Here is a 19,875-nt window from a genome sequence, read left to right as displayed (position 1 = left end):
GCGGGAGCTCAGGGTCGGGCGAAAACGAGCGCCACGTTGTGGCCGCCGAAGCCGAACGCGTTGTTCAACGCGGCCGGGATCTCCATCGGGCGGGCCTTGTGCGCGGCGACGTCCAGGGTGAGGCCGGGCTCCGGGTCGTCCAGGTTGATCGTCGGCGGGACGATGCTGTCGCGGATCGCCAGGATGGTGGCGATCGACTCCAGCGCGCCCGCCGCGCCGAGCAGGTGACCGGTCATCGACTTCGTCGCGGACAGCACCGGGTGGTCGCCGAGCGCCTTGTGCAGCCCGCCGATCTCCAGCATGTCCCCGACCGGGGTCGAGGTGGCGTGCGCGTTGACGTGCACGATGTCGCGCTTGGCGATGTCCGCGTCGGCGATCGCCTTGGCGATGGCCCGGATGGCGCCCTCGCCCTCGGCGTGCGGCTGCACGATGTCGTACGCGTCGGAGGTGATCCCGGCGCCGGCGAGGCGCGCGTACACCCGGGCGCCCCGGGCTGCGGCGTGCTCGGCCCGCTCCAGCACCACGATGCCGGCGCCCTCACCGAGGACGAAACCGTCCCGGCCCCGGTCCCACGGGCGGGAGGCCCGCTCCGGGTCGTCGTTGCGGGTCGACATGGCCCGCATCGAGCTGAAGCCGGCGATCGGCAGCGGGTGGATGACCGCCTCGGTGCCGCCGGCCACCACCACGTCGGCCCGGCCGGAGCGGATGATGTCCAGGCCCAGGGCGATCGCCTCGGCGCCGGTGGCGCAGGCGCTGGCCACCGAGTGCACGCCGGCCTTCGCGCCGAGCTCCAGGCCCACCCAGGCAGCCGGACCGTTCGGCATCAGCATCGGGATGGTGTGCGGGGAGACCCGCCGTGGCCCGGAGGCCTCCAGGATGTCGTCCTGGGCGAGCAGGGTGGTGGCACCGCCGATGCCGGAGCCGACGCTGACGGCCAACCGCTCCCCGTCAAGGTCGGAGCCGGCGAGGCCGGCGTCCGCCCAGGCCTGCTGCGCCGCGATGATCGCGATCGCCTCGGAACGGTCCAGGCGGCGCAGGCGGACCCGGTCCAGCACCTCGGACGGCTCCACCGCCAACTGGGCGGCGATCCGGACCGGCAGTTGCTCGGCCCACTCCTGGGTGAGAGCACTCACCCCGGAGCGGCCGGCGAGCATGGCGTCCCAGGTCGACGCGACGTCCCCGCCAAGCGGGGTCGTCGCGCCGAGCCCGGTGACGACGACGTCGGAACGACTCATGATCAGGACTGGGCCGCGATGTAGCTGACAGCGTCACCGACGGTCTTGAGGTTCTGCACCTCGTTGTCCGGGATCTTGACGCCGAACTTCTCCTCGGCCGCGACCACGACCTCCACCATGGAGAGCGAGTCGACATCGAGGTCGTCGGTGAAGGACTTCCCCTCGGCCACGTCGTCCGGGTTCACCCCGGCAACCTCTTCGAGGATCTCGGCGAGGCCGGTGGTGATCTCGTCACGGGTCATTGCGGTTGGTTCCTTTCATCGGGATTATCCGGCGGTCGGCGTCGCCCACCGCCGCTCCTCGACGCGTACGCGCCCGAGGGGGTCATCAGGGGCAGCGGACGACCTGACCGGCGTAGGTCAGACCGCCGCCGAAGCCGAACAGCAGCACCGGCGCGCCCGAGGGCACCTCCCGGCGCTCGACCAGCTTGGACAGGGCCAGCGGAACGCTCGCCGCGGAGGTGTTGCCGGACTCGACGATGTCCTTCGCGATGATCGCGTCGGGGATGTTGAGCCGCTTGGCGATGCCGTCGATGATCCGGGCGTTGGCCTGGTGCGGCACGAACGCGGCCAGCTCCGACGGCTCGACCCCGGCCCGCTCGCAGGCCTGGAGCGCGAGCGGCGCGATCGCGGTGGTGGCCCAGCGGAACACCGCCTGCCCCTCCTGCTGGATGTACGGGCGCCAGCCCTCGATGCGGACCGCGTCGCTCTTGTCCGGCACCGAACCCCAGACGACCGGGCCGATTCCGGTCGGCTCGTCGTCGGCGGTGGCGGAGACCACCGCGGCACCGGCCCCGTCGGCGAAGATGATGCAGGTGGAGCGGTCGGTCCAGTCGGTGAAGTCGGACAGCTTCTCCGCACCGATGACGATCGCGTTGCGCGACGCCCCGGCCCGGATGGCGTGGTCGACGGTGCCCAGCGCGTAGGCGAAGCCCGAGCAGGCGGTGTTGAGGTCGAACGCGCCCGGCGCGGTGATGCCCAGCTTGGCGGCGACGCGGCAGGCCACGTTGGGGCTGCGGTCGATGGAGGAGCAGGTGGCGACCACTACCAGGTCGATGTCGGCGGCGGTCAGGCCCGAGTTGGCGAGCGCCTTGCCGGCGGCCGCGGCGGCCATGTCGGCGACCGTCTCGCTGTCGGCGATCCGCCGGCTGACGATGCCGACCCGGTCACGGATCCACTCGTCGTTGGTGTCGACGAGCTGGGCGATGTCGTCGTTGGTCACCACCCGGGACGGCTGGTAGTGCCCCATCGAGACGATGCGACTGCCAGTCATGAACGACCTCCGATACGGGCGATCAGGTCCCGTGCGGCCGGCAGGTCGTCCGGGGTGTTGAGGGTGACGATCTCCGGGGCGCCGTCGCCCTTGAGTTCCCGCTTGACCAGACCGGCGAGGGTGCCGGCCGGGGGCAGTTCGATCACGCCGGTGACGCCGAGGTCGGCCAGCGTCCGCATGCACAGGTCCCAGCGCACCGGCGCGGTGACCTGACGGACGAGGCGCTGCACCATGGCCGCGCCGTTGTCGACGGCGGTGCCGTCGAGGTTCGACAGCAGGGTCCGGGCCGGGTCGGCGGCGGCGATCCCGGCGGCCGCCGCGGCGAGCGCGGTCTCCGCCGGAGCCATGTACGGGGTGTGGAACGCGCCGGCCACCTGGAGCCGGATGACCCGGGTCCGGGCCGGCGGGGCGGCGGCGAGCTTGTCGAGCCCGTCCAGGGCGCCCGCGGCGACGATCTGCCCGGCGCCGTTGCGGTTGGCCGGGTAGAGCCCGTTCGCCTCGATCGCGGCGATCACCTCGTCGGGGTCACCGCCGAGCACGGCGGCCATCCCGGTCGGCTCCAGCGCGCAGGCGGCGGCCATCTCCCGGCCGCGGACGCCGGCCAGGGTGATCGCGGCGTCGGCGGAGAGCACTCCGGCCAGCGCGGCGGCACCCAACTCGCCGACGCTGTGGCCGGCGGTGAGCGCGACGCCGTCCAACGGCAGGTGCTCGGCCGCGAGCAACGCCGCGGCGACCAGCAACGGCTGGGTGCGGGCAGTGTCCTTGATCTCGTCGGCGTCGGCGGCGGTGCCCAGGTGCAGCAGGTCGACCCCGGCCAACGCCGACCACTCGCGCAGTCGCGCCTCAGTGCCGGTCAGGTCGAGCCAGGGGGTCAGGAAGCCGGGTTTCTGAGAACCCTGGCCGGGACTAAGTACAGCGAGCACGCCTATGACTCTCCCGGATAAAGGCGGGTAACGCTGTGCCGCCTTCGACCAAACCGTACTAGGACCTTTGGAGGTTTCCTACAAAGATCGGCGAGGATCACCCTCGTTTTGCGGGGATTTCCGGGCGGCCGGGGTCATTGTCTGAGTCGGGACCGCAGAGGCGAGCGGGGCAACCGGGTCCAACCGACCCACGGTCAGCGCGACCTGGAGGGCGAACGCGTCGCGCGGAGACAACGGCGAGAACCCGGTCACCTCGGCGATCCGGCGCAACCGGTAACGCACCGTGTTCGGGTGCACGAACAGTGCCCGGGCCGCGCTCTCCAACGTGCCACCCGCGGCCAGGAACGCGTCCAGGGTCGCCAGCAGTTCCCCGCCGGCACGCACCAGCGTCGCGTACACATCGTGGCGCAGCCGCCGACGGGCCTCCGCGTCACCGGCGAGGGCCCGCTCCGGCAGCAGGTCCGCCGCCGGCACCGGGCGGGGCGCGCTGGGCCATGCCGGCGCGGCCCGAAAGCCGGACAGCGCGGCCCGCGCCGACTCGGTCGCCTCGTCCAGGCTCGGTACGGCGGGACCGACGACCACCGGGCCATCCCCGAACGCGCTCAGCAGCTTCGCCGTGGCGGTCAGCGGATCCGGTGCGCCGCCCAGCACGATGACCAGCCGGTCGCCGTGCACACCGCCGATCACCTCCACGCCGATCCGGCGGGCCTGCCGGTAGACCACGTGCAGCACCGCGGAGACCTCGCCACCGGGCGACCGGCCGACCGCCACCGCCACCGGCGGCGCGTCCGTCCAGCCGAGCGCGGCGGCCCGACTGGCCAGCACGTCCGGCGAGTCACCGCGCAACAGGGCGTCGACAAGCAGCGCCTGCAGCCGGGCGTCCCACGCGCCGCGCGACTCGGCGGCCCGCGCGTACACCCGGGCGGCGGAGAACGCGATCTCCCGGGAGAAGCGCAGCACCGCCTCGCGCAACTGCTGCTCCTCGCCCTCGGCGGCCAGGTGCGACACCTGCTCCTCGACCACGTCGATCGTCACCTTGATCAACGCCACGGTCTGCTGGAGGGTGATCGACCGGGCCAGCGCCTGCGGGGCGGCGGCGAAGACCTCGTCCGAGACCTCCTGGGTGCTGTCCGCCGTGCCGCCGCCCTCGCGCAGCCACTGCACCAACGACCTCGCGCCCGCCTGGGCGACCAGCATCACCCAGGAGCGCTGGTCGGCCGGCAGCGACCGGAACCAGGGCAGCGTCTCGTCCATCCGGGCCACGCTGGAGGTGGCCAACGCCCCCGCCGATCGTTCGATACGGCGCAGCGTGGCCGACAGCTCCCCACCGCCCGGCGTGCTCACCGCCCTAGCCTGACACGTCGTGAGCAGGCCAACCACGTCGGCACCGGTCGGCACGGCTCACGGCTGCGGGGGAGCGGGCAGACCCAACTCCTGGGCCAGGATGGCGGCCTGCACCCGGCTGCGCAGGTCCAGCTTCGCCAGGATCCGGCTCACATGGGTCTTGGTGGTGCTCTCCGCCAGTACCAGCCGGTCGGCGATCTGCTGGTTGGACAGGCCCAACCCGAGGCAGGCCAGCACGTCACGCTCGCGCGGGGTGAGGGTGGTCAGCGCGGCCCGGGTGTCCGCCGACGCGCCCGGCGTGGTGGCCGCGAACGCGGTGATCAGCCGGCGGGTCACAGTGGGCGCGATGAACCCGTCGCCCCGGGCCACCGTCCGCACCGCGCTGACCAGACCGTCGGCGTCGGTGTCCTTGAGCAGGAACCCGGCCGCGCCGGCCCGCAACGCCCCGAAGACGTACTCGTCGAGGTCGAAGGTGGTGAGCACCAGCACGTCGGCGAGCCCGTCGGCGACGATCGCCCGGGTCGCGGAGATCCCGTCGGAGTGGGGCATCCGCACATCGAGCACCGCCACGTCGGGGCGCAGCTCCCGGCACAGGCGCACCGCGGCGTCACCGTCGGCAGCCTCGCCGACCACCCGGACACCCGGTGAGCCGTTCAAGATCAGGGCCAGTCCCGCGCGTACCGCCGGCTGGTCGTCGGCGAGCACCACCCGTACCGTCGCCGCGCCCGCGTCGTCCGCGGGCCGCGCCGCCCCGGTCACCCGGCCTCCCCGGTGGGCAGGGCCGCCCGCACCTGCCAGCGACCGTCGCACGGCCCGGCAGTGAACCGCCCGGCCAGCAGCGTGGCCCGCTCCCGCATGCCGATCAGCCCGGCCCCGGCGCCCGGCAGCCCGGCCGCGCCCCGGCGGACCGGGTTCTCCACCGTCAGCACCACCTCGGCCGGGCGGTACGCGATCGTCAGCTCCGCCTCACCCGTACCGTGCTTCAGCGCGTTCGTCAGCGACTCCTGCACGATCCGGTACGCGGCGAGGTCCACCCCCACCGGCAGCGCGCCCGGCGTGCCATCGGTCCGGACCCGCACCGTGAGACCGGCCGCCCGAGCCCGCTCGACCAGCCCGTCCGCCTCGGCCAACCGCGCGGTGACCACCTCCGGCGCGGCCTGGCCACCGCTGCTCCCGGGTTCGCGCAACACCTCGATCATCTGACGCATCTCCGCCAGCCCCTGCACGCTGCTCTCCCGGATGACCCGCAACGCCGACTCCACCTGACCGCGATCCAAGCCGGGCACCGACAGCACGGCGGTGGCGTGGATGGCCACCGCGCTGAGGTGGTTGGCGACCACGTCGTGCAACTCCCGGGCCATCCGGGCCCGTTCGGCGCTGACCGCCTGCCGACGGTCCAACTCGACCAGCCGGGCGGTCTGCTCGGCCCGCGCCCGCTCGGCGGCGGCCTGGTCGCGGTACTGCCGCACACTGATGCCGGTCAGCACCGGCAACAGCCCGGCGAGCACCACCAGCACCCCGAGCGCCGCCCCACGCCAGTGGCCGTACCTGAGCACCCCGACGACCGTCCCGAGCAGGCTCAGCGCCACGGTGATCCGCAGCAGCCACCGCCACAGCCGGGGCGGGCCGTACACGCAGGCGTCGTAGAGCACCTGTGTGTAGACCAGGACCGTGCCCAGCGAACTGCCCAGCGCCGTGTCGACCACCAGCGCGCCGGTGCCCAGCGCCAGGCTGGCGCGCGGTGCGACCCGCCGAAGAGCGACGGCGACGCACACCGCCACCAGCGGCGGCAGGAACAACGCCGAGGGCACCTCCGCGTTCGGGCGGACCTGCGGTTGCCAACCCAGGGCGTGCAACACCAGACCACCGGCCAGCGACGCGCCGGCCAGCACGAGATCACGGCCGAGGGTGCCGGAGTCGAGCCACGGTGGCGGACGCATGACCCGATCCCACCACAGCCGTCGCCGGTCTAACTCCGACCGGGGGAGGACCTCGACGGCACCGCCATGCGCCGAAAGGGGTACGCGCACCGCGCCCCGCCCGGTCCGCCCTCCGGCGGGCCCTTCGGTGAACGGCACGAAAAGATGCTGTGAACTGCGTAACCGGGTTCCGTGCTCGGCGGCGTCGCCGGGGACCGGCCCGTCCGGACGCCGGGTACGCTGCGCGCGGCCCGTCGGTCCCGGCCAGTACGGTGACAGGGCACCTCGGGGAGAGCACCCGAGGGTGGGGCGAGCGTGAGGAGACCGGGATGGCGCACGGGGAGGCCGAGCACGGCTGCGCCCAGGGCGAGCCCTGCCGGCCGGGGCACCACGACCCGCAGGCGGCGGGTAAGCACCGCCGAGCGGTCGGCGGCGCACCATCGCACCCGGCGGAGCCGCTCACCGGGCGGGCTGACGACGAGCCCGTGCTGCCGCGCCAGCGCTCCGCAGAGCCCAACACCCTCGGCGAGCCCGACTTCGACGTCCCCGCTGGTTGCCTGAGTGAACTTCCCGGCTGGGCCGGGGCGCACCGGCACGGCCCGGTCCGACCGCGTCCACGGGCCACCCGCCGGGAGCGCCCACCGCGCCGCTGGTGCTGACCAGCGCCGGTTGAGGCGCTGGCCAGCACGTGCGCCGGTGCCAGCGCCGGCTCAGTGTCAGTGTCGGCTCAGCGTGTGCGGCGCCGGCCGTGTGCGGCGCCGGCCGTGTGCGGCGCCGGTTCAGCGGGTGCGGCGGCGGATCAGCAGGGCGATCCCGGCGAGGCCGACCGTGATGGTCAACATCACGCCGACGTTGAGCAGCAGCAGGCGTTGCAGGTCGCCCAGCGCCTCGTCGAGGTCCTTCGCCGGGTCGAGCGTGTCTTCCGGGAGCACCCGCTCGCCGCCGCCCGCGCCGCCGCTGACCGTGTCAAACTGCCGCTCCAGCGGCACACCGGCGGTGCGTAGGGTCTCGGACATGCTGAGCCGACCCAGGAACCAGCCGGCGCTGGTCTTGCGGCCGTCCGGCTGCTTGGCCGGCCGGTAGACGCGGGGGCCACCGACCGCCTTCGGATAGAGGTCGTAGGTCTGCTTCGGCGTATCGCCGGCGAGCACCACGACCGTGTATTTCGGACCGAGGTTGGCCGCCTTAGGACCGGTCGGCATGCCGGTGCGGGCGAGGAAGTTGACCTGGTCGATGATCGCGCCCACGAGAGCGGGCTCGGTGTCCGCGTGCATTCGCAGCGGCTCGGACAGCCCCGTGCCGGTGATGTCCACTCCGGCGGGTGCCGGCTTCGGCGCGGCCGAGGCCGAGCCGGCGGTGCCCAGCGACAGCAGTGCCGCCGCCAGCGTGCCCGCCAACACGGCGGCCAACCGCCTCATGTGTCGGACCATCCCGCCTCCTCGCCCCGCTCGATGGATGGCTTCGTCGTGACGTCCGGACCGACCTGCCGGTGCGGGCATCGACCAGATGGCCGCGTCCACTCCTACAGACTCCGCAGAACGTCGATGAGTTGCAGCTTTCGGAACAGTAATTGGAACTATCTGCGATCTCTGCTCGACTAATGAGGAGCCGTTTGATCAGCGGGCGGATCGTACCCTTACGGAGGGGTTCATGGGGGGCAGGGTTACACGTACGGTGCGGGTCATGCCAGTGGTCCTCGGCGTGGCGTTCGGTGTGTCGTTTCTGGTGCCGCCCACACCGGCCGCCGCCCACAACGAGCTGACCGGCAGCAACCCGCGCGACGGTGCCCGCGTGGCGACGGCACCCGCCCGGGTCGAGCTGCGGTTCCTCGCCACGCCGTCACCGACAACGACGAAGATCACCATAACCGGACCGGACAATGTGGTCGCTGGCGGCCCACCGGTCTTCGCCGGCAGCCGGGTGCGGGTGCCGTTCAAGCCCGCGGCGGCGGGTCTCTACATCGTGGGCTACCAGCTCGCGTCCGCCGACGGGCACCCGGTGAAGGGCGAAGTGCGGTTCACCCTCACGACCGGTACGGCCGCCGACCCGTCCGCCTCGCCGTCGACCGCCGCCGGGACCACAGCTACCGGGTCGCCCTCGGCTGGCGCGTCGCCCTCCGCCGTGCCGGCGTCGACCACCCCCGCCAGCTCGACGGCGTCGACGGTGCCGGCCGCGTCGGAGCAGTCCGACTCCGGCGGCCGCTGGTGGCTCTGGGGGCTCGGCGGCGTGCTGCTGCTCGCCGCGCTCGGAGCCGGCCTCGTGTTCCGCCGCCAGCGAGGGGTTCGGTGACTCTCTGACACTCACCAACCCGGGTGGGTCAGGTGTGCGCGCCATCCTTTGCTCTGCACCCGCGGAAGCGACGGTTACGGTCTGCGACCGGTGCCTATTGGGGTGCAGAGCAAAGGCGGGGCGATGCGGAGTTGGGCCGGCGACGCGCCCGTGACGCGTCGATGCGCAACAGTCAGACCAGGCGGAGGCGGGTGGCGCGGATGCGGGTCAGGGTGCGCTCGCGACCGAGCACCTCCAGCGACTCGAACAGCGGCAGACCCACGGTGCGACCGGTGACAGCAACCCGTACGGGTGCCTGCGTCTTGCCGAGCTTGAGGCCCCGCTCGGCGCCGACCGCCTCCAGCGTCGACTTCAACGACTCGGCATCCCAGGACTCCAGCGCCTCGAACGCCGCGACGGCATCGTCCAGCAGCTCGGCGGAGCCGTCCTTCATCGTCTTGGTCCAGGCCGCCTCGTCGATCAGCGGCGTGGCCAGGAAGAGGAAGTCGACGTTCGGCACGATCTCGCTGAGCACCGCGATCCGGGTCTGGGCCAGCGGCGCCACGGCGGCGAACGCGTCGGCGTCGAACTCCTCGGGCTGCCAGGGTGGCGGCGCGATGGTGTCGGTGCCGGTCAGCCACGGCTGGCAGGCGTCGATGAACTCGGCCACCGGCAGCGCGCGAATGTACTCGCCGTTGAACGCGCGCAGCTTCTTCTCGTCGAAGAACGCCGAGGAGAGGTTGACCTCGTCCAGCCGGAACTCGTCCTCGATGACCGACCAGGGCACGATCTCCCGGTCGCCGGAGGGGGCCCAGCCGAGCAGCATGAGGTAGTTGCGCATCGCGCCGGCCAGGTAACCCTCGTCGCGGTACGCCTCCAGGGCGACCTTGTCCCGGCGCTTGGAGAGCTTCTGCCGCTTCTCGTTGACCACCACCGGCACGTGCGCCCAGACCGGCGGCTTGACCCCGAGGGCCTCCCAGAGCAGCTGCTGCTTGGGCGTGTTGGGCAGGTGCTCCTCGGCCCGGATCACGTGGGTGATCCCCATGGTCATGTCGTCGACGACGTTGGCCAGCAGGAAGACCGGCGAGCCGTCGCCCCGGGCGATGACGAAGTCCTCGATGAGCTTGTTCTCGAAGGTGGGCTCACCGCGGATCAGGTCGACCACCACTGTCGTGCCCTCGTCCGGCGTACGGAAGCGCAGCGCGCGACCCTCACCGGGGCCGAGGCCGAGGTCGCGGTGGTAGCCGTCGTAGCCCTGGTACTGCGAGCCGGTGCGGGCCTGCACGTCCTCACGGGTGCAGTCGCAGTAGTAGGCACGGCCCGACTCGTACAGGCGCGCGGCGGCGGCCCGGTGCTCACCGGCGTTCGCCGACTGGAAGTAGGGGCCCTCGTAGCTGCCCCGGGTGATGCCGATCCAGTCCAGGGCGGAGAGGATGCCCTCGGTCCACTCGGGCTTGTTGCGCGCCGCGTCGGTGTCCTCGATCCGCAGCACGAACACGCCGCCCTGCTGCTTGGCGTAGATCCAGTTCTGCAGCGCCGAGCGGGCGCCGCCGACGTGGAACATACCGGTCGGGGAGGGGGCGAAGCGCACACGTACTGTCACGTCCCCCAGCCTACGGCGGGCGGCGAGCGCTTTTGGGCACGGCCCCCTGACTCAGGGCACCGAACGGATCTTGACGACCAGGGCGCTGCCGAGGAGGGTGACCACGGCGGTGACCGCGTAGAGCGTGGGATAGCCGCCCAGATACACCACGAGCGGGGCGGAGAGCGCCGGGCCGAGCACCTGCGGCGCCGAGTTGGCGATGTTGATCACGCCCAGGTCCTTGGCCCGGTCGGTGGCCCGGGGCAGCACCTGGGTGATCAACGCGGCGTCCACCGAGAGGTAGACGCCGTAGCCGGCGCCGAGCAGCAGTGCCGCGACGATGGCCACCGGCCAGAGCGGGGCGACCGCGAGCAGCAGCGCCGCCACCGCCATGATCAACCCGGAGACGATCACGTAGACCTTGCGGCGGCCGGACCGGTCGGACAGTCGGCCGGCGACCACAGCGGTCAGCATCATGCCGAGCGTGTAGAGCAGGATCAGCACCAGCAGGCCGCCCTCGGGGTCGGGGTGACGCACCCCGTCGCTGAGGAAGTACAGCAGGTAGAGGGTGCCCAGCGCGTTGCCCAACTGGACCAGGAACCGGGTGATCCAGGCCCAGGCGAAGTCCGGGTGTCGGCGCGGGCTGATCCACATCGAGGCCAGCAGCGCCCGCGTCCGGAGCACCGGTCGGTGCGTCCGCGGCAGTGGCTCGTCGGGGGTGAGCAGCGCGAACGGCAGCGACAGCAGCAGGATGGCCACGGCGATGGCCAGGTAGCCGGCGGTGTTGCCGGTGACCACTGCGGTGACGAGCACCGCGCCGAGCACCAACCCGAGCGCCTGCGGGATGCCCACCCAGCCCGAGACGCCACCGCGCTGGCGCACCGGCACCCGGTCCGGGACGGCGGCGCTGAGGCTGGCCAGCATCGCGTTGAAGCAGACCTGCGCGGCCACCCAACCGAGGGCGACACCGAGGATGGTCCGCTGCTGGGCCAGCAGCACCAGGGCCGCCGCGCCGAGCACCGCCCCGCCCACCGTCCAGACGTGCCGACGACCGAACTCGCGGCCGGCGATCCGCAGGCAGGTCCGGTCGGAGAACGCGCCCGCGAGGGGGTTGGCCAGCACCGCGGCCAGTGCGCCGAGGCCGGTGACCACGGCCAGCATGTTCTCCTTGTCGCCGGGCGCGATCTGCTCGATCTGCTGCGGCAGCAGCACCTGGATCGGCGTGAAGAACGCCATCCACACGCCGAGGTTGGCCGCGAAGATCAGACCGACCCAGCCGCGCCGGACCGGCACCGTCGGCTCGGCGAGCGCCGCCGGCAGCGATGCCGGCGTCGGGTCGAGGGTGGTCACCGCGCCGACCCCGGCCGGCTGGCCGCGATCACGTCCCGCAACCAGGTGTACGACGACTTCGGCGTACGGGTCTGGGTGGCGTAGTCGACGTGCACCAGACCGAAGCGCTTGGTGAACCCCTCGGCCCACTCCCAGTTGTCCAGCAGCGACCAGACGAAGTACCCGCGGACGTCCACCCCGTCGTCGAGGGCGGCCCGGACCGCGCGCAGGTGCCCGTCGAGGTACGCGATCCGCTCCGGGTCCGCCACCTGCCCGTCGGCGTCGGGTGCGTCGTCGTACGCGCAGCCGCTCTCGGTGATCTCGATGGGTGGCAGCGCGTCGCCGTACGTGTCGTGCAGCCAGCCGAGCAGCTCGCGCAGCCCGTCGGGGGCCACCGGCCAGTCGAAGGCGGTACGCGGGTAGCCGTCCAGCGCAACCAGGTCGAACGGCAGGGGTGAACCCTCCTCGGCGGCCCGTACCCCGGTGGGGTTGTAGTAGTTGACCCCGAGCACGTCGATCGGCGCGGCGATCGTGTCGAGGTCGCCGGGGTGGACGATGCCCGGGTCGAGGCCGGGCAGTTCGGGGTAGCCGCGGCCGAGCAGCGGGTCGGTGAACAGCCGGTTGTGCAGCGCCTCGTACGCCGCCCCGGCGGCCCGGTCGGCGTCACTGTCGCCGAGTATCCGCACCGGCGAGTAGTTGTTGGCGATCGCCACCGGGCTGGTGGTGTGGGCCCGTAGCGCGGCGACGGCGAGCCCGTGCCCGAGCAGTTGGTGGTGGGCGGCCGGGAAGGCGTCGAACAGCAGCATCCGGCCGGGGGCGTGCTGGCCCATGCCGTAGCCGAGGCTCATGTGGATGAACGGTTCGTTCAGCGTGATCCACAGCCGGACGCGGTCGCCGAGTCGGGCGGCGGTCTTCTCGGCGTACTCGGCGAACCGGGCGGCGGTGTCGCGGTGCAGCCAGCCGCCGGTGTCTTCGAGGGGTTGCGGCAGGTCCCAGTGGTAGAGGGTGGCCACCGGGTCGACGTCGGCGGCCAGCAGCTCGTCCACCAGACGGTCGTAGAAGTCCAGGCCGGCCGGGTTGGCCGGGCCGGCGCCGGTGGGTTGGATCCGGGGCCAGGCGATGGAGAACCGGTACGCGTCGACGCCCAGGCCGGCCAGTAGCGCCACGTCCTCGGTGTGCCGGTGGTAGTGGTCGCAGGCGACCGCGCCGCTGCTGCCGTCGCTGATCCGCCCGGGTGACTGGGCGAAGGTGTCCCAGATGGACGGACCTCGGCCGTCGACAGTGGCGGCGCCCTCGATCTGGTGGGCCGATGTGGAGACGCCCCAGCGGAAGCCGGTGGGGAACTGGGGCATCGGTGCTGTCGACATACGCCCTCCCGGTCAACGTGAAACGTGCTCGGGACTTTAGGGCGCTGTCGATGAATGCGCCATAGGCCGGCCTGGCGCATTCCGCAATGGTTGATCGGCGTGTCTTTTTCCGAACCCGTCCTGGTAAGTCCGATTTAACGCATAGAGTGCCGATATCGTGGGATGTCCTCACCGGAGGAAAGACGGAAATGATCCTCGTGGAACGCAGTGCGCACGTGGCGGCGCCAATTGAAGTGGTCTGGGATGTCGTGCAGCGGGCCGAGCAGTTGCCGGCCTGGCTGGCCGGGGTCCGTGCGGCCGAAGTGCTCTCGGGTGAGGGCTTCGGACGACGACAGCTGGTCCAGGCGGGGCGCGGCTCGGCGCATGAGGCCGAGGTGATCGCCTACCAGGAGCCGACGCTGATCGGCTGGCGGGAGCGGGCCAAGGGCGCCGGTGCTCGTGCGGAGGCGCGCACCGAAATCTACGTCCAGCTCACCGCCGACGAGGAGGAGGGCGGCACCATCGTGCGCCTCATCGTGGTCCGCTGGCCGGCTGGCCCGGTCAAGGCGGCCCTGCTGCGCCTCGGACTGCGTCGGGTCGGCGCCGACCTGGAGGACTCGCTGGCCCGGCTCACCGACCTGGCCGCCGTCGGCTGACGAGCGCCCATCCTCCCGGCGTCACCCGCGACGGCGGTGGTCCGGATCCCCGCCAGGGCTCCCGGACCACCGCCGGATCGCGTCCTGAGGGTGTGCGCTCGCGCCACTTCGCGCGCGTTGCTGGACCCGGCCCGGCCCGGCTCGGCCCGGAGGCCCCGAGCTCGTGGAGATCGTGCTCGATCCTGGATGTGGTGGCCTCACCGCTGGCCGAAGCCACTACGTCCACGATCGAGCGTGATCTTGCGGCGGGGCGGCGCTTGGCCGCGGCGGTGCCCGGTCCGGGGGCGGCGTCCAGATGGGCGGGGACGGCGCGGGGGCGTACCGAAAGACGAGGGCCCGGCACGCGGTCGCGTGCCGGGCCCCTTCGTCCGGGTGAACCAGGATCTAGCTGTCGCCGCCGGTCTCGCCGACCGGGGCGGCGTTGACGTCGTCGATCGCGTACTTCTTGGCGGCCTCGGCCGGCACCGTGGCCGGCACCGCGCCGCTGCGGGCGAGCTGCCGCAGCGTGGCCACCACGATCGACTCCGCGTCGACGTGGAAGTGCCGGCGCAGCGCGTGCCGGGTGTCCGACATGCCGAACCCGTCGGTGCCGAGCGACGTGTAGTCGCCGGGTACCCAGCGGGCGATCAGGTCCGGTACCGCGCGCATGAAGTCGCTGACCGCGACCTTCGGCCCGTCCGCGTCGGCCAGCTTCTGCTGGATGTACGGAACCTTCGCCTCGGCGCCCGGGTTGAGCAGGTTGTACTCCTCGGTCTCCACCGCGTCGCGGCGCAGCTCGGTCCAGGAGGTCACCGACCAGACGCTGGCACCCACCCCCCAGTCCTGGGCGAGCAGCTGCTGGGCCTTGAGCGCCCACTGCATCCCCGTGCCCGAGGCGAGCAGGTTGGCCTTCGGGCCGTCGACCTGCGGGGCCGGCGAGTAGCGGTAGATGCCCTTGAGCAGGCCCTCCACGTCCACGTCGGCCGGCTCGGCCGGCTGCACCGTCGGCTCGTTGTAGACCGTCAGGTAGTAGAAGACGTTCTCCTGCGCGTCCCCGTACATCCGGTGCAGACCCTGCTCCATGATGTGCGCGATCTCGTACGCGAACGCCGGGTCGTACGCGACCACGGCCGGGTTGGTGGCGGCGATCAGCAGCGAGTGCCCGTCCTCGTGCTGAAGACCCTCACCGTTGAGCGTGGTCCGACCGGCGGTGGCGCCGAGCAGGAAGCCGCGGGCCATCTGGTCGGCCGCCGCCCACAGCCCGTCGGCGGTGCGCTGGAACCCGAACATCGAGTAGAAGATGTACATCGGGATCATCGGCTCGTCGTGCGTGGCGTACGACGAGCCGGCGGCGGTGAACGAGGCCACCGAACCGGCCTCGTTGATCCCCTCGTGCAGGATCTGCCCGGTCGTCGACTCCTTGTACGACAGGAACAGCTCGCGGTCGACCGAGGTGTAGCGCTGGCCGTGCGGCGAGTAGATCTTCGCGGTCGGGAAGATCGAGTCGAGACCGAAGGTGCGGGCCTCGTCCGGGATGATCGGCACCCAGCGCTTGCCGAACTCCTTGTCCTTCATCACGTCCTTGAGCAGCCGGACGAAGGCCTGCGTGGTGGCCACCTTCTGCTTGCCCGAGCCGCGCTTGACGTCGGCGAACCGCTCCGGGCCGGGGATGGCCAGCCGCTTGGTGCTGGTCCGCCGGGACGGCAGGAACCCGCCGAGCTGCTCGCGCCGCTCCTTGAGGTATGCCATCTCCTCGGACTTCTCGCCCGGGTGGAAGTACGGCGGCAGGTAGGGGTTGTCCTCCAGCGCCGAGTCCGGGATGTCGAGGTAGAGCCGGTCGCGGAAGGTCTTCAAGTCCTCCAGCGTCAGCTTCTTCATCTGGTGGGTCGCGTTGCGGCCCTCGAAGTGCGAGCCGAGCGTCCAGCCCTTGATCGTCTTCGCCAGGATGACGGTGGGCTGACCGGTGTGCTCGGTGGCCGCCTTGTAGGCCGCGTAGAGCTTGCGGTAGTCGTGCCCACCCCGCTTGAGGTTCCAGATCTCGTCGTCGCTGAGCGGCTCGACCATCTTGCGGGTCCGGGCGTCCCGGCCGAAGAAGTGCTCCCGCACGTACGCGCCCGACTCCGCCTTGTAGGTCTGGTAGTCGCCGTCGGTCGTGGTGTTCATCAGGTTGACCAGCGCGCCGTCGGTGTCCGCGGCGAGCAGCGGGTCCCACTCGCGACCCCAGACGACCTTGATCACGTTCCAGCCGGCACCCCGGAAGAACGCCTCCAGCTCCTGCATGACCTTGCCGTTGCCCCGGACCGGGCCGTCCAGCCGCTGCAGGTTGCAGTTGATCACGAAGGTGAGGTTGTCCAGCTCCTCGCGGGCGGCCACGCCGATGGCGCCGAGCGTCTCCGGCTCGTCCATCTCGCCGTCGCCGAGGAACGCCCAGACGTGCTGCTGGGAGGTGTCCTTGATGCCGCGGTGCTGCAGGTACCGGTTGAACCGGGCCTGGTAGATCGCGTTCAGACCGCCGAGACCCATCGAGACGGTGGGGAACTCCCAGAAGTCCGGCATCAGCCGAGGGTGCGGGTACGAGGGCAGCCCACCGCCGGGGTGCGACAGCTCCTGGCGGAACCCGTCGAGCTGGTGCTCGCTGAGCCGCCCCTCCAGGAACGCCCGCGCGTACATGCCGGGGGAGGCGTGGCCCTGGTAGAAGATCTGGTCGCCACCGCCCGGGTGGTTCTTGCCCCGGAAGAAGTGGTTGAAGCCCACCTCGTAGAGCGACGCCGAGCTGGCGAAGGTGGAGATGTGCCCGCCGACGCCGATCTCCGGGCGCTGCGCCCGGTGCACCAGCATGGCGGCGTTCCACCGGACGTACGCCCGGATCCGCCGCTCGACGTGCTCGTCACCCGGGAACCAGGGTTCGCGCTCCGGTGTGATGGTGTTGATGTAGTCGGTGGTGGTCAGGGGCGGAACCCCGACCTGGCGCTCACGGGCCCGCTCCAGCAGGCGCAGCATGACGTAGCGGGCGCGCTTGGCACCGCGTTCGTCGATGACACCGTCAAGCGACTCGACCCATTCGCTGGTCTCTTCAGGGTCGATGTCCGGAAGCTGGCTCGGTAGGCCGTCGCTGATCACCGGGCGCTTGCGTTCCGTAGCCACAGGCGTTCCCTCGGTTGTGTGTGGGATAGGTCTCTAGCGCCATCCTGCCCCCTGGTGGCACCCCTCGTCACGTCTAGGTGCCCTGGACGCGACGCTCAACACAGGTACTCGCCGGTAACTTAGCGCTACGACCCGCTTTCGACGCTTGTTCTGGCTTCCTACCGTGGTGGCATGGACGGACGGCGCGTGATTGTCGGCGGTGTGCTGTTGGCAGTCGGGGTGCTCCCGGCGGTCCCGGCGACCTGGGTGCTGGTGTCGGGTGAGTCCGCCGCGCTCCCGATCGTCATCTTCGGTCTGGCCGCAGCGCTCTTCGGCGCGATCCAGGTGCGTGCCGGCCTGCGGGAACCAGCGGCCCGGAGGGTGCGGCCCGTGCCCGGCCAGCGCGCCAGGCACGCGGACACCAGCACGCCGGCGAGCTACTACGGAAGCGACTCCGGCGGCTGGGACTGGGGCGGCGGCGGTGGCGATTCCGGCGGCGGTGGCGGTGGTGGGGACTCCGGCGGCGGTGGCGGCGGTTCCTGAGCCTGCCCTGGGGCAGAATGCGGTGTATGCGCAGCGACGTGATCACCGTCCAGACCGGGTCCCGGCCGGCCGTCCGGGACATCACCGCGGAGGCCCAGCAGTTCGTCTCCGGTGAGGGCGACGGCCTGCTGCACGTCTTCGTGCCGCACGCCACCGCCGGCCTGGCGATCATCGAGACCGGGTCGGGCTCCGACGACGACCTGCTCAGCGCGCTGGCCGACCTGCTTCCCACCGAGGACCGCTGGCGGCACCGACACGGCTCGCCCGGGCACGGCCGCGACCACGTGCTGCCGGCGTTCGTCCCGCCGTACGCCACGGTGCCGGTGCTCGGCGGCCGGCTGGCGCTGGGCACCTGGCAGTCGATCTGCCTGGTCGACACCAACGGCGACAACCCGACCCGTCAGGTGCGCTTCTCCTTCCTGCCCGGCTGACCGCCCGGCCGCCCCGCGTCACGATCCACGCGGCGTCCCCGCACCGCCCCGGCGGGAGAGGGCGGCGCCGTGCGCGGATCGTGACGCGTCGGGCGGGTTACGGGCGGACGGTCTCCTGGTCGACGGTCTGCTGACCGAGGTCGACGGACGGCGAGCCGCCCCGCAGCGCCGACGGCAGCGGGTTGTCCGCCGTCTGGTGCAGGCCCGGCACCCGGTCCTCGATCACGAACGACGCCCTGGTGTACGCGGGCGCGTCCGGCCGGCTGACGTACGGCAGCACGTCGAAGTCGGCGGTGAGCTGCCCCGGGGTGATCGTGGTGCGCACGTACCCCCGCAGGTTGTTCTGGAAGCGCAGGTGCGGGTTGAACGCGAACCACGGGTGCGAGCCGGACGCCGAGTCCGCGCCGTCACCGGTCGAGGTGATCGAGGAGCAGACCAGTTCGGTGCCGACGGTGCGTGAGGTCGGGTCGGCGTAGTCCAGCTTGAGATCGCTGGCCCAGTGGGCGTGCACGTCGCCGGTCAGCACCACCGGGTTGCGTACCCCGGCGGCCAGCCAGCCCCGGGTGATGCGGTCCCGGGAGGCCACGTAGCCGTCCCAGGCGTCCATGCTGGTGACGGTGAGCGGGCCGGAGTTGTTGTCCCGCTGCGCGAAGAAGACCTGCTGGCCCAGGATGTCCCACTGGGCGTCCGAGCGGCGGAAGCCGTCCAGCAGCCACGCCTCCTGCTCGGCCCCGGTGATCGACCGGGCCGGGTCGGATGCCGCGGCGCAGTCCCGGTAGCCGTCGCCGCAGGCCTGGTCGTCGCGGTACTGCCGGGTGTCGAGCAGGTGGAACGTGGCCAGCCGCCCCCAGCGCACCCGCCGGTAGAGCTGCATGTCGATGCCGCGGGGGATCGAGGTGCGCCGCAGCGGCATGTTCTCGTAGTACGCCTGGAACGCCGCCGCCCGCCGCGCGGGGAACTCCGGGTCCGGCGCCTCGGGCACCTCGTCGGCCCAGTTGTTCTCCACCTCGTGGTCGTCGAAGACCACCGCCCACGGCGCCACCGCGTGCGCGGCCTGCAGGTCGGGGTCGGTCTTGTACTGGGCGTGCCGCTGCCGGTAGTTGGCCAGCGTCCGGGTCTCCGGTCCCTCGTGGTCACGGGGGTTGCCGCCGGGCACGTTGTACGTGTCCGGGGCGTACTCGTACTGGTAGTCGCCCAGGTGCAGGATCAGCTCCGGCTCGGTCTCGGCCAGCCGCCGGTAGGCGGTGAAGTAGCCGTGCTCGTACTGGGAGCAGGAGGCGAAGCCCATCGCGAGGGTGGCGGGCATGGTCCACGGTGCCGGGGCGGTGCGGGTGCGTCCGGTCGGCGAGATGTGCCGCTCGGCCCGGAACCGGTAGAAGTACTCGCGCCCGGCCAGCAGGCCGGCCAACTCCACGTGCACGCTGTGCGCCGAGCGGGCACGGGCGACAGCGACGCCGCGGCGCACCACGTGCCGGAACCGCTCGTCGGCGGCCAACTCCCAGTGCACCGGCACGTCGCGGTCCGGCATGCCGCCGAGGCCGTCCTCGGCCAGTGGCTGCGGGGCCAGGCGGGTCCACAACACGAACCCCTCGTGGTCGGGGTCGCCGGAGGCCACCCCGAGGGTGAACGGGTAGGCCAGCGGCCGGCCCGCCGCCGCGCCGGCCGCCGTCGGCAGCCCGGTGACCGCGCCCGCGGCGCCGATCGCGGCGCCGGACAGCAGGATGGTACGTCGGGACAGTGACACGAATCCTCCCCAGAGTCCGATCTTCGTGACTCCGGGAGCCTCGCGAGCCCCGGTGGCCGACAGGTGACAGCGAGTCGCCCTGCTCGTCGCCGGCAGTCGAACACCGATGACCACAGTCGATTCGTGCTGGTCGCCGACGGGCCGGCCGCGCCGGCGGGCCCGGACGACGCCCGTCACTGCG

18 protein-coding genes are annotated in these 19,875 nt (G+C 72.2%); 5 read left to right on the top strand and 13 right to left on the bottom strand.

What is annotated here, in order from left to right; translation table 11 throughout:
* Positions 1-8: 8 nt before the first annotated feature.
* The 7 genes from fabF to ACX27O_RS28195 all read right to left on the bottom strand — a co-directional run bounded on the left by fabF (position 9) and on the right by ACX27O_RS28195 (position 6,714).
* Positions 9-1,235: a beta-ketoacyl-ACP synthase II gene (fabF, locus tag ACX27O_RS28225; RefSeq protein WP_030330277.1), complete on the bottom strand. Its 1,227-nt coding sequence runs from the start codon at positions 1,233-1,235 to the stop codon at positions 9-11.
* Between the two features lie 2 nt (positions 1,236-1,237).
* Entirely contained in the window at positions 1,238-1,477 is a 240-nt protein-coding gene (locus ACX27O_RS28220; RefSeq protein WP_030330276.1) for an acyl carrier protein, read from the bottom strand.
* Positions 1,478-1,562: 85 nt separating this feature from the next.
* Positions 1,563-2,507, bottom strand: a complete 945-nt coding sequence (locus ACX27O_RS28215; RefSeq protein WP_030330274.1) for a beta-ketoacyl-ACP synthase III — start codon at positions 2,505-2,507, stop codon at positions 1,563-1,565.
* Positions 2,504-3,430 carry an ACP S-malonyltransferase gene (locus ACX27O_RS28210; RefSeq protein WP_030330272.1) on the bottom strand — a complete coding sequence of 309 codons (927 nt, stop codon included), beginning with the start codon at positions 3,428-3,430 and terminating at the stop codon, positions 2,504-2,506. The genes ACX27O_RS28215 and ACX27O_RS28210 overlap by 4 nt, the downstream gene beginning before the upstream one ends.
* A gap of 78 nt (positions 3,431-3,508) precedes the next feature.
* Positions 3,509-4,828 (bottom strand): PucR family transcriptional regulator, encoded by a 1,320-nt coding sequence (locus tag ACX27O_RS28205; RefSeq protein ID WP_374224270.1) that lies wholly within the window; start codon positions 4,826-4,828, stop codon positions 3,509-3,511.
* Between the two features lie 3 nt (positions 4,829-4,831).
* Positions 4,832-5,533: a response regulator gene (locus ACX27O_RS28200; RefSeq protein WP_210863430.1), complete on the bottom strand. Its 702-nt coding sequence runs from the start codon at positions 5,531-5,533 to the stop codon at positions 4,832-4,834.
* Entirely contained in the window at positions 5,530-6,714 is a 1,185-nt protein-coding gene (locus ACX27O_RS28195; protein ID WP_358129013.1) for a sensor histidine kinase, read from the bottom strand. Before ACX27O_RS28195 ends, ACX27O_RS28200 begins: the two co-directional genes overlap by 4 nt.
* 308 nt (positions 6,715-7,022) lie before the next feature.
* Between ACX27O_RS28195 and ACX27O_RS28190 the strand changes: the two genes are divergently transcribed.
* A complete protein-coding gene (locus tag ACX27O_RS28190) occupies positions 7,023-7,352 on the top strand; it encodes a hypothetical protein (RefSeq protein WP_030330264.1) in 330 nt (109 codons plus the stop codon).
* A 120-nt stretch (positions 7,353-7,472) separates the two neighbouring features.
* On the opposite strand, the gene ACX27O_RS28185 is transcribed toward ACX27O_RS28190, so the two are convergent.
* Complete coding sequence (locus ACX27O_RS28185; RefSeq protein ID WP_279519068.1) at positions 7,473-8,123, bottom strand: hypothetical protein; 651 nt, start codon at positions 8,121-8,123, stop codon at positions 7,473-7,475.
* A 253-nt stretch (positions 8,124-8,376) separates the two neighbouring features.
* On the opposite strand from ACX27O_RS28185, the gene ACX27O_RS28180 reads away from it, so the two are divergent.
* Positions 8,377-8,982 (top strand): copper resistance CopC family protein, encoded by a 606-nt coding sequence (locus ACX27O_RS28180; protein WP_245233571.1) that lies wholly within the window; start codon positions 8,377-8,379, stop codon positions 8,980-8,982.
* Between the two features lie 172 nt (positions 8,983-9,154).
* Here ACX27O_RS28180 and gltX read toward each other — a convergent pair whose 3' ends face one another.
* The 3 genes from gltX to ACX27O_RS28165 are packed head-to-tail and all read right to left on the bottom strand — an operon-like array spanning position 9,155 to position 13,239.
* Positions 9,155-10,564, bottom strand: coding sequence for a glutamate--tRNA ligase (gene gltX, locus ACX27O_RS28175; protein WP_458940364.1), 1,410 nt, complete (start codon positions 10,562-10,564; stop codon positions 9,155-9,157).
* Between the two features lie 51 nt (positions 10,565-10,615).
* Positions 10,616-11,893, bottom strand: coding sequence for an MFS transporter (locus tag ACX27O_RS28170; protein ID WP_458940363.1), 1,278 nt, complete (start codon positions 11,891-11,893; stop codon positions 10,616-10,618).
* Entirely contained in the window at positions 11,890-13,239 is a 1,350-nt protein-coding gene (locus ACX27O_RS28165) for a GH1 family beta-glucosidase (protein ID WP_358129007.1), read from the bottom strand. Before ACX27O_RS28165 ends, ACX27O_RS28170 begins: the two co-directional genes overlap by 4 nt.
* 188 nt (positions 13,240-13,427) lie before the next feature.
* Between ACX27O_RS28165 and ACX27O_RS28160 the strand changes: the two genes are divergently transcribed.
* Positions 13,428-13,874 carry an SRPBCC family protein gene (locus tag ACX27O_RS28160; RefSeq protein ID WP_030330254.1) on the top strand — a complete coding sequence of 149 codons (447 nt, stop codon included), beginning with the start codon at positions 13,428-13,430 and terminating at the stop codon, positions 13,872-13,874.
* Positions 13,875-14,258: 384 nt separating this feature from the next.
* On the opposite strand, the gene aceE is transcribed toward ACX27O_RS28160, so the two are convergent.
* Positions 14,259-16,997 carry a pyruvate dehydrogenase (acetyl-transferring), homodimeric type gene (aceE, locus tag ACX27O_RS28155; RefSeq protein ID WP_030330252.1) on the bottom strand — a complete coding sequence of 913 codons (2,739 nt, stop codon included), beginning with the start codon at positions 16,995-16,997 and terminating at the stop codon, positions 14,259-14,261.
* 171 nt (positions 16,998-17,168) lie between these two features.
* Here aceE and ACX27O_RS28150 point away from each other — a divergent pair, with 171 nt between their 5' ends.
* Both ACX27O_RS28150 and ACX27O_RS28145 read left to right on the top strand, forming a co-directional pair.
* Positions 17,169-17,519, top strand: coding sequence for a hypothetical protein (locus tag ACX27O_RS28150; protein ID WP_458940362.1), 351 nt, complete (start codon positions 17,169-17,171; stop codon positions 17,517-17,519).
* A 26-nt stretch (positions 17,520-17,545) separates the two neighbouring features.
* The gene (locus tag ACX27O_RS28145) at positions 17,546-17,950 is read left to right on the top strand and encodes a YjbQ family protein (protein ID WP_030330248.1); all 405 of its coding nucleotides are present in this window, start codon (positions 17,546-17,548) and stop codon (positions 17,948-17,950) included.
* Positions 17,951-18,047: 97 nt separating this feature from the next.
* Here the strand turns inward: ACX27O_RS28145 and ACX27O_RS28140 are convergent, their stop codons facing one another.
* The gene (locus ACX27O_RS28140) at positions 18,048-19,694 is read right to left on the bottom strand and encodes an alkaline phosphatase D family protein (RefSeq protein WP_458940361.1); all 1,647 of its coding nucleotides are present in this window, start codon (positions 19,692-19,694) and stop codon (positions 18,048-18,050) included.
* Positions 19,695-19,875: the final 181 nt, after the last annotated feature.

This window comes from Micromonospora sp. SD19, assembly GCF_054462275.1.
Note: the sequence above shows the minus strand (reverse complement) of the source record. Positions and strands in the feature narration are given on the sequence as shown.

Excerpts from the sequence above, each read along its gene's own strand:
- ACX27O_RS28160 (WP_030330254.1), top strand. The coding sequence starts at position 13,428 with ATGATCCTCGTGGAACGCAGTGCGCACGTGGCGGCGCCAATTGAAGTG.
- ACX27O_RS28150 (WP_458940362.1), top strand. The coding sequence starts at position 17,169 with ATGGACGGACGGCGCGTGATTGTCGGCGGTGTGCTGTTGGCAGTCGGG.
- ACX27O_RS28190 (WP_030330264.1), top strand. The coding sequence starts at position 7,023 with ATGGCGCACGGGGAGGCCGAGCACGGCTGCGCCCAGGGCGAGCCCTGC.
- ACX27O_RS28185 (WP_279519068.1), bottom strand. The coding sequence starts at position 8,123 with ATGGTCCGACACATGAGGCGGTTGGCCGCCGTGTTGGCGGGCACGCTG.
- ACX27O_RS28145 (WP_030330248.1), top strand. The coding sequence starts at position 17,546 with ATGCGCAGCGACGTGATCACCGTCCAGACCGGGTCCCGGCCGGCCGTC.
- ACX27O_RS28195 (WP_358129013.1), bottom strand. The coding sequence starts at position 6,714 with ATGCGTCCGCCACCGTGGCTCGACTCCGGCACCCTCGGCCGTGATCTC.
- fabF (WP_030330277.1), bottom strand. The coding sequence starts at position 1,235 with ATGAGTCGTTCCGACGTCGTCGTCACCGGGCTCGGCGCGACGACCCCG.
- ACX27O_RS28220 (WP_030330276.1), bottom strand. The coding sequence starts at position 1,477 with ATGACCCGTGACGAGATCACCACCGGCCTCGCCGAGATCCTCGAAGAG.
- ACX27O_RS28215 (WP_030330274.1), bottom strand. The coding sequence starts at position 2,507 with ATGACTGGCAGTCGCATCGTCTCGATGGGGCACTACCAGCCGTCCCGG.
- ACX27O_RS28180 (WP_245233571.1), top strand. The coding sequence starts at position 8,377 with ATGCCAGTGGTCCTCGGCGTGGCGTTCGGTGTGTCGTTTCTGGTGCCG.
- ACX27O_RS28165 (WP_358129007.1), bottom strand. The coding sequence starts at position 13,239 with ATGTCGACAGCACCGATGCCCCAGTTCCCCACCGGCTTCCGCTGGGGC.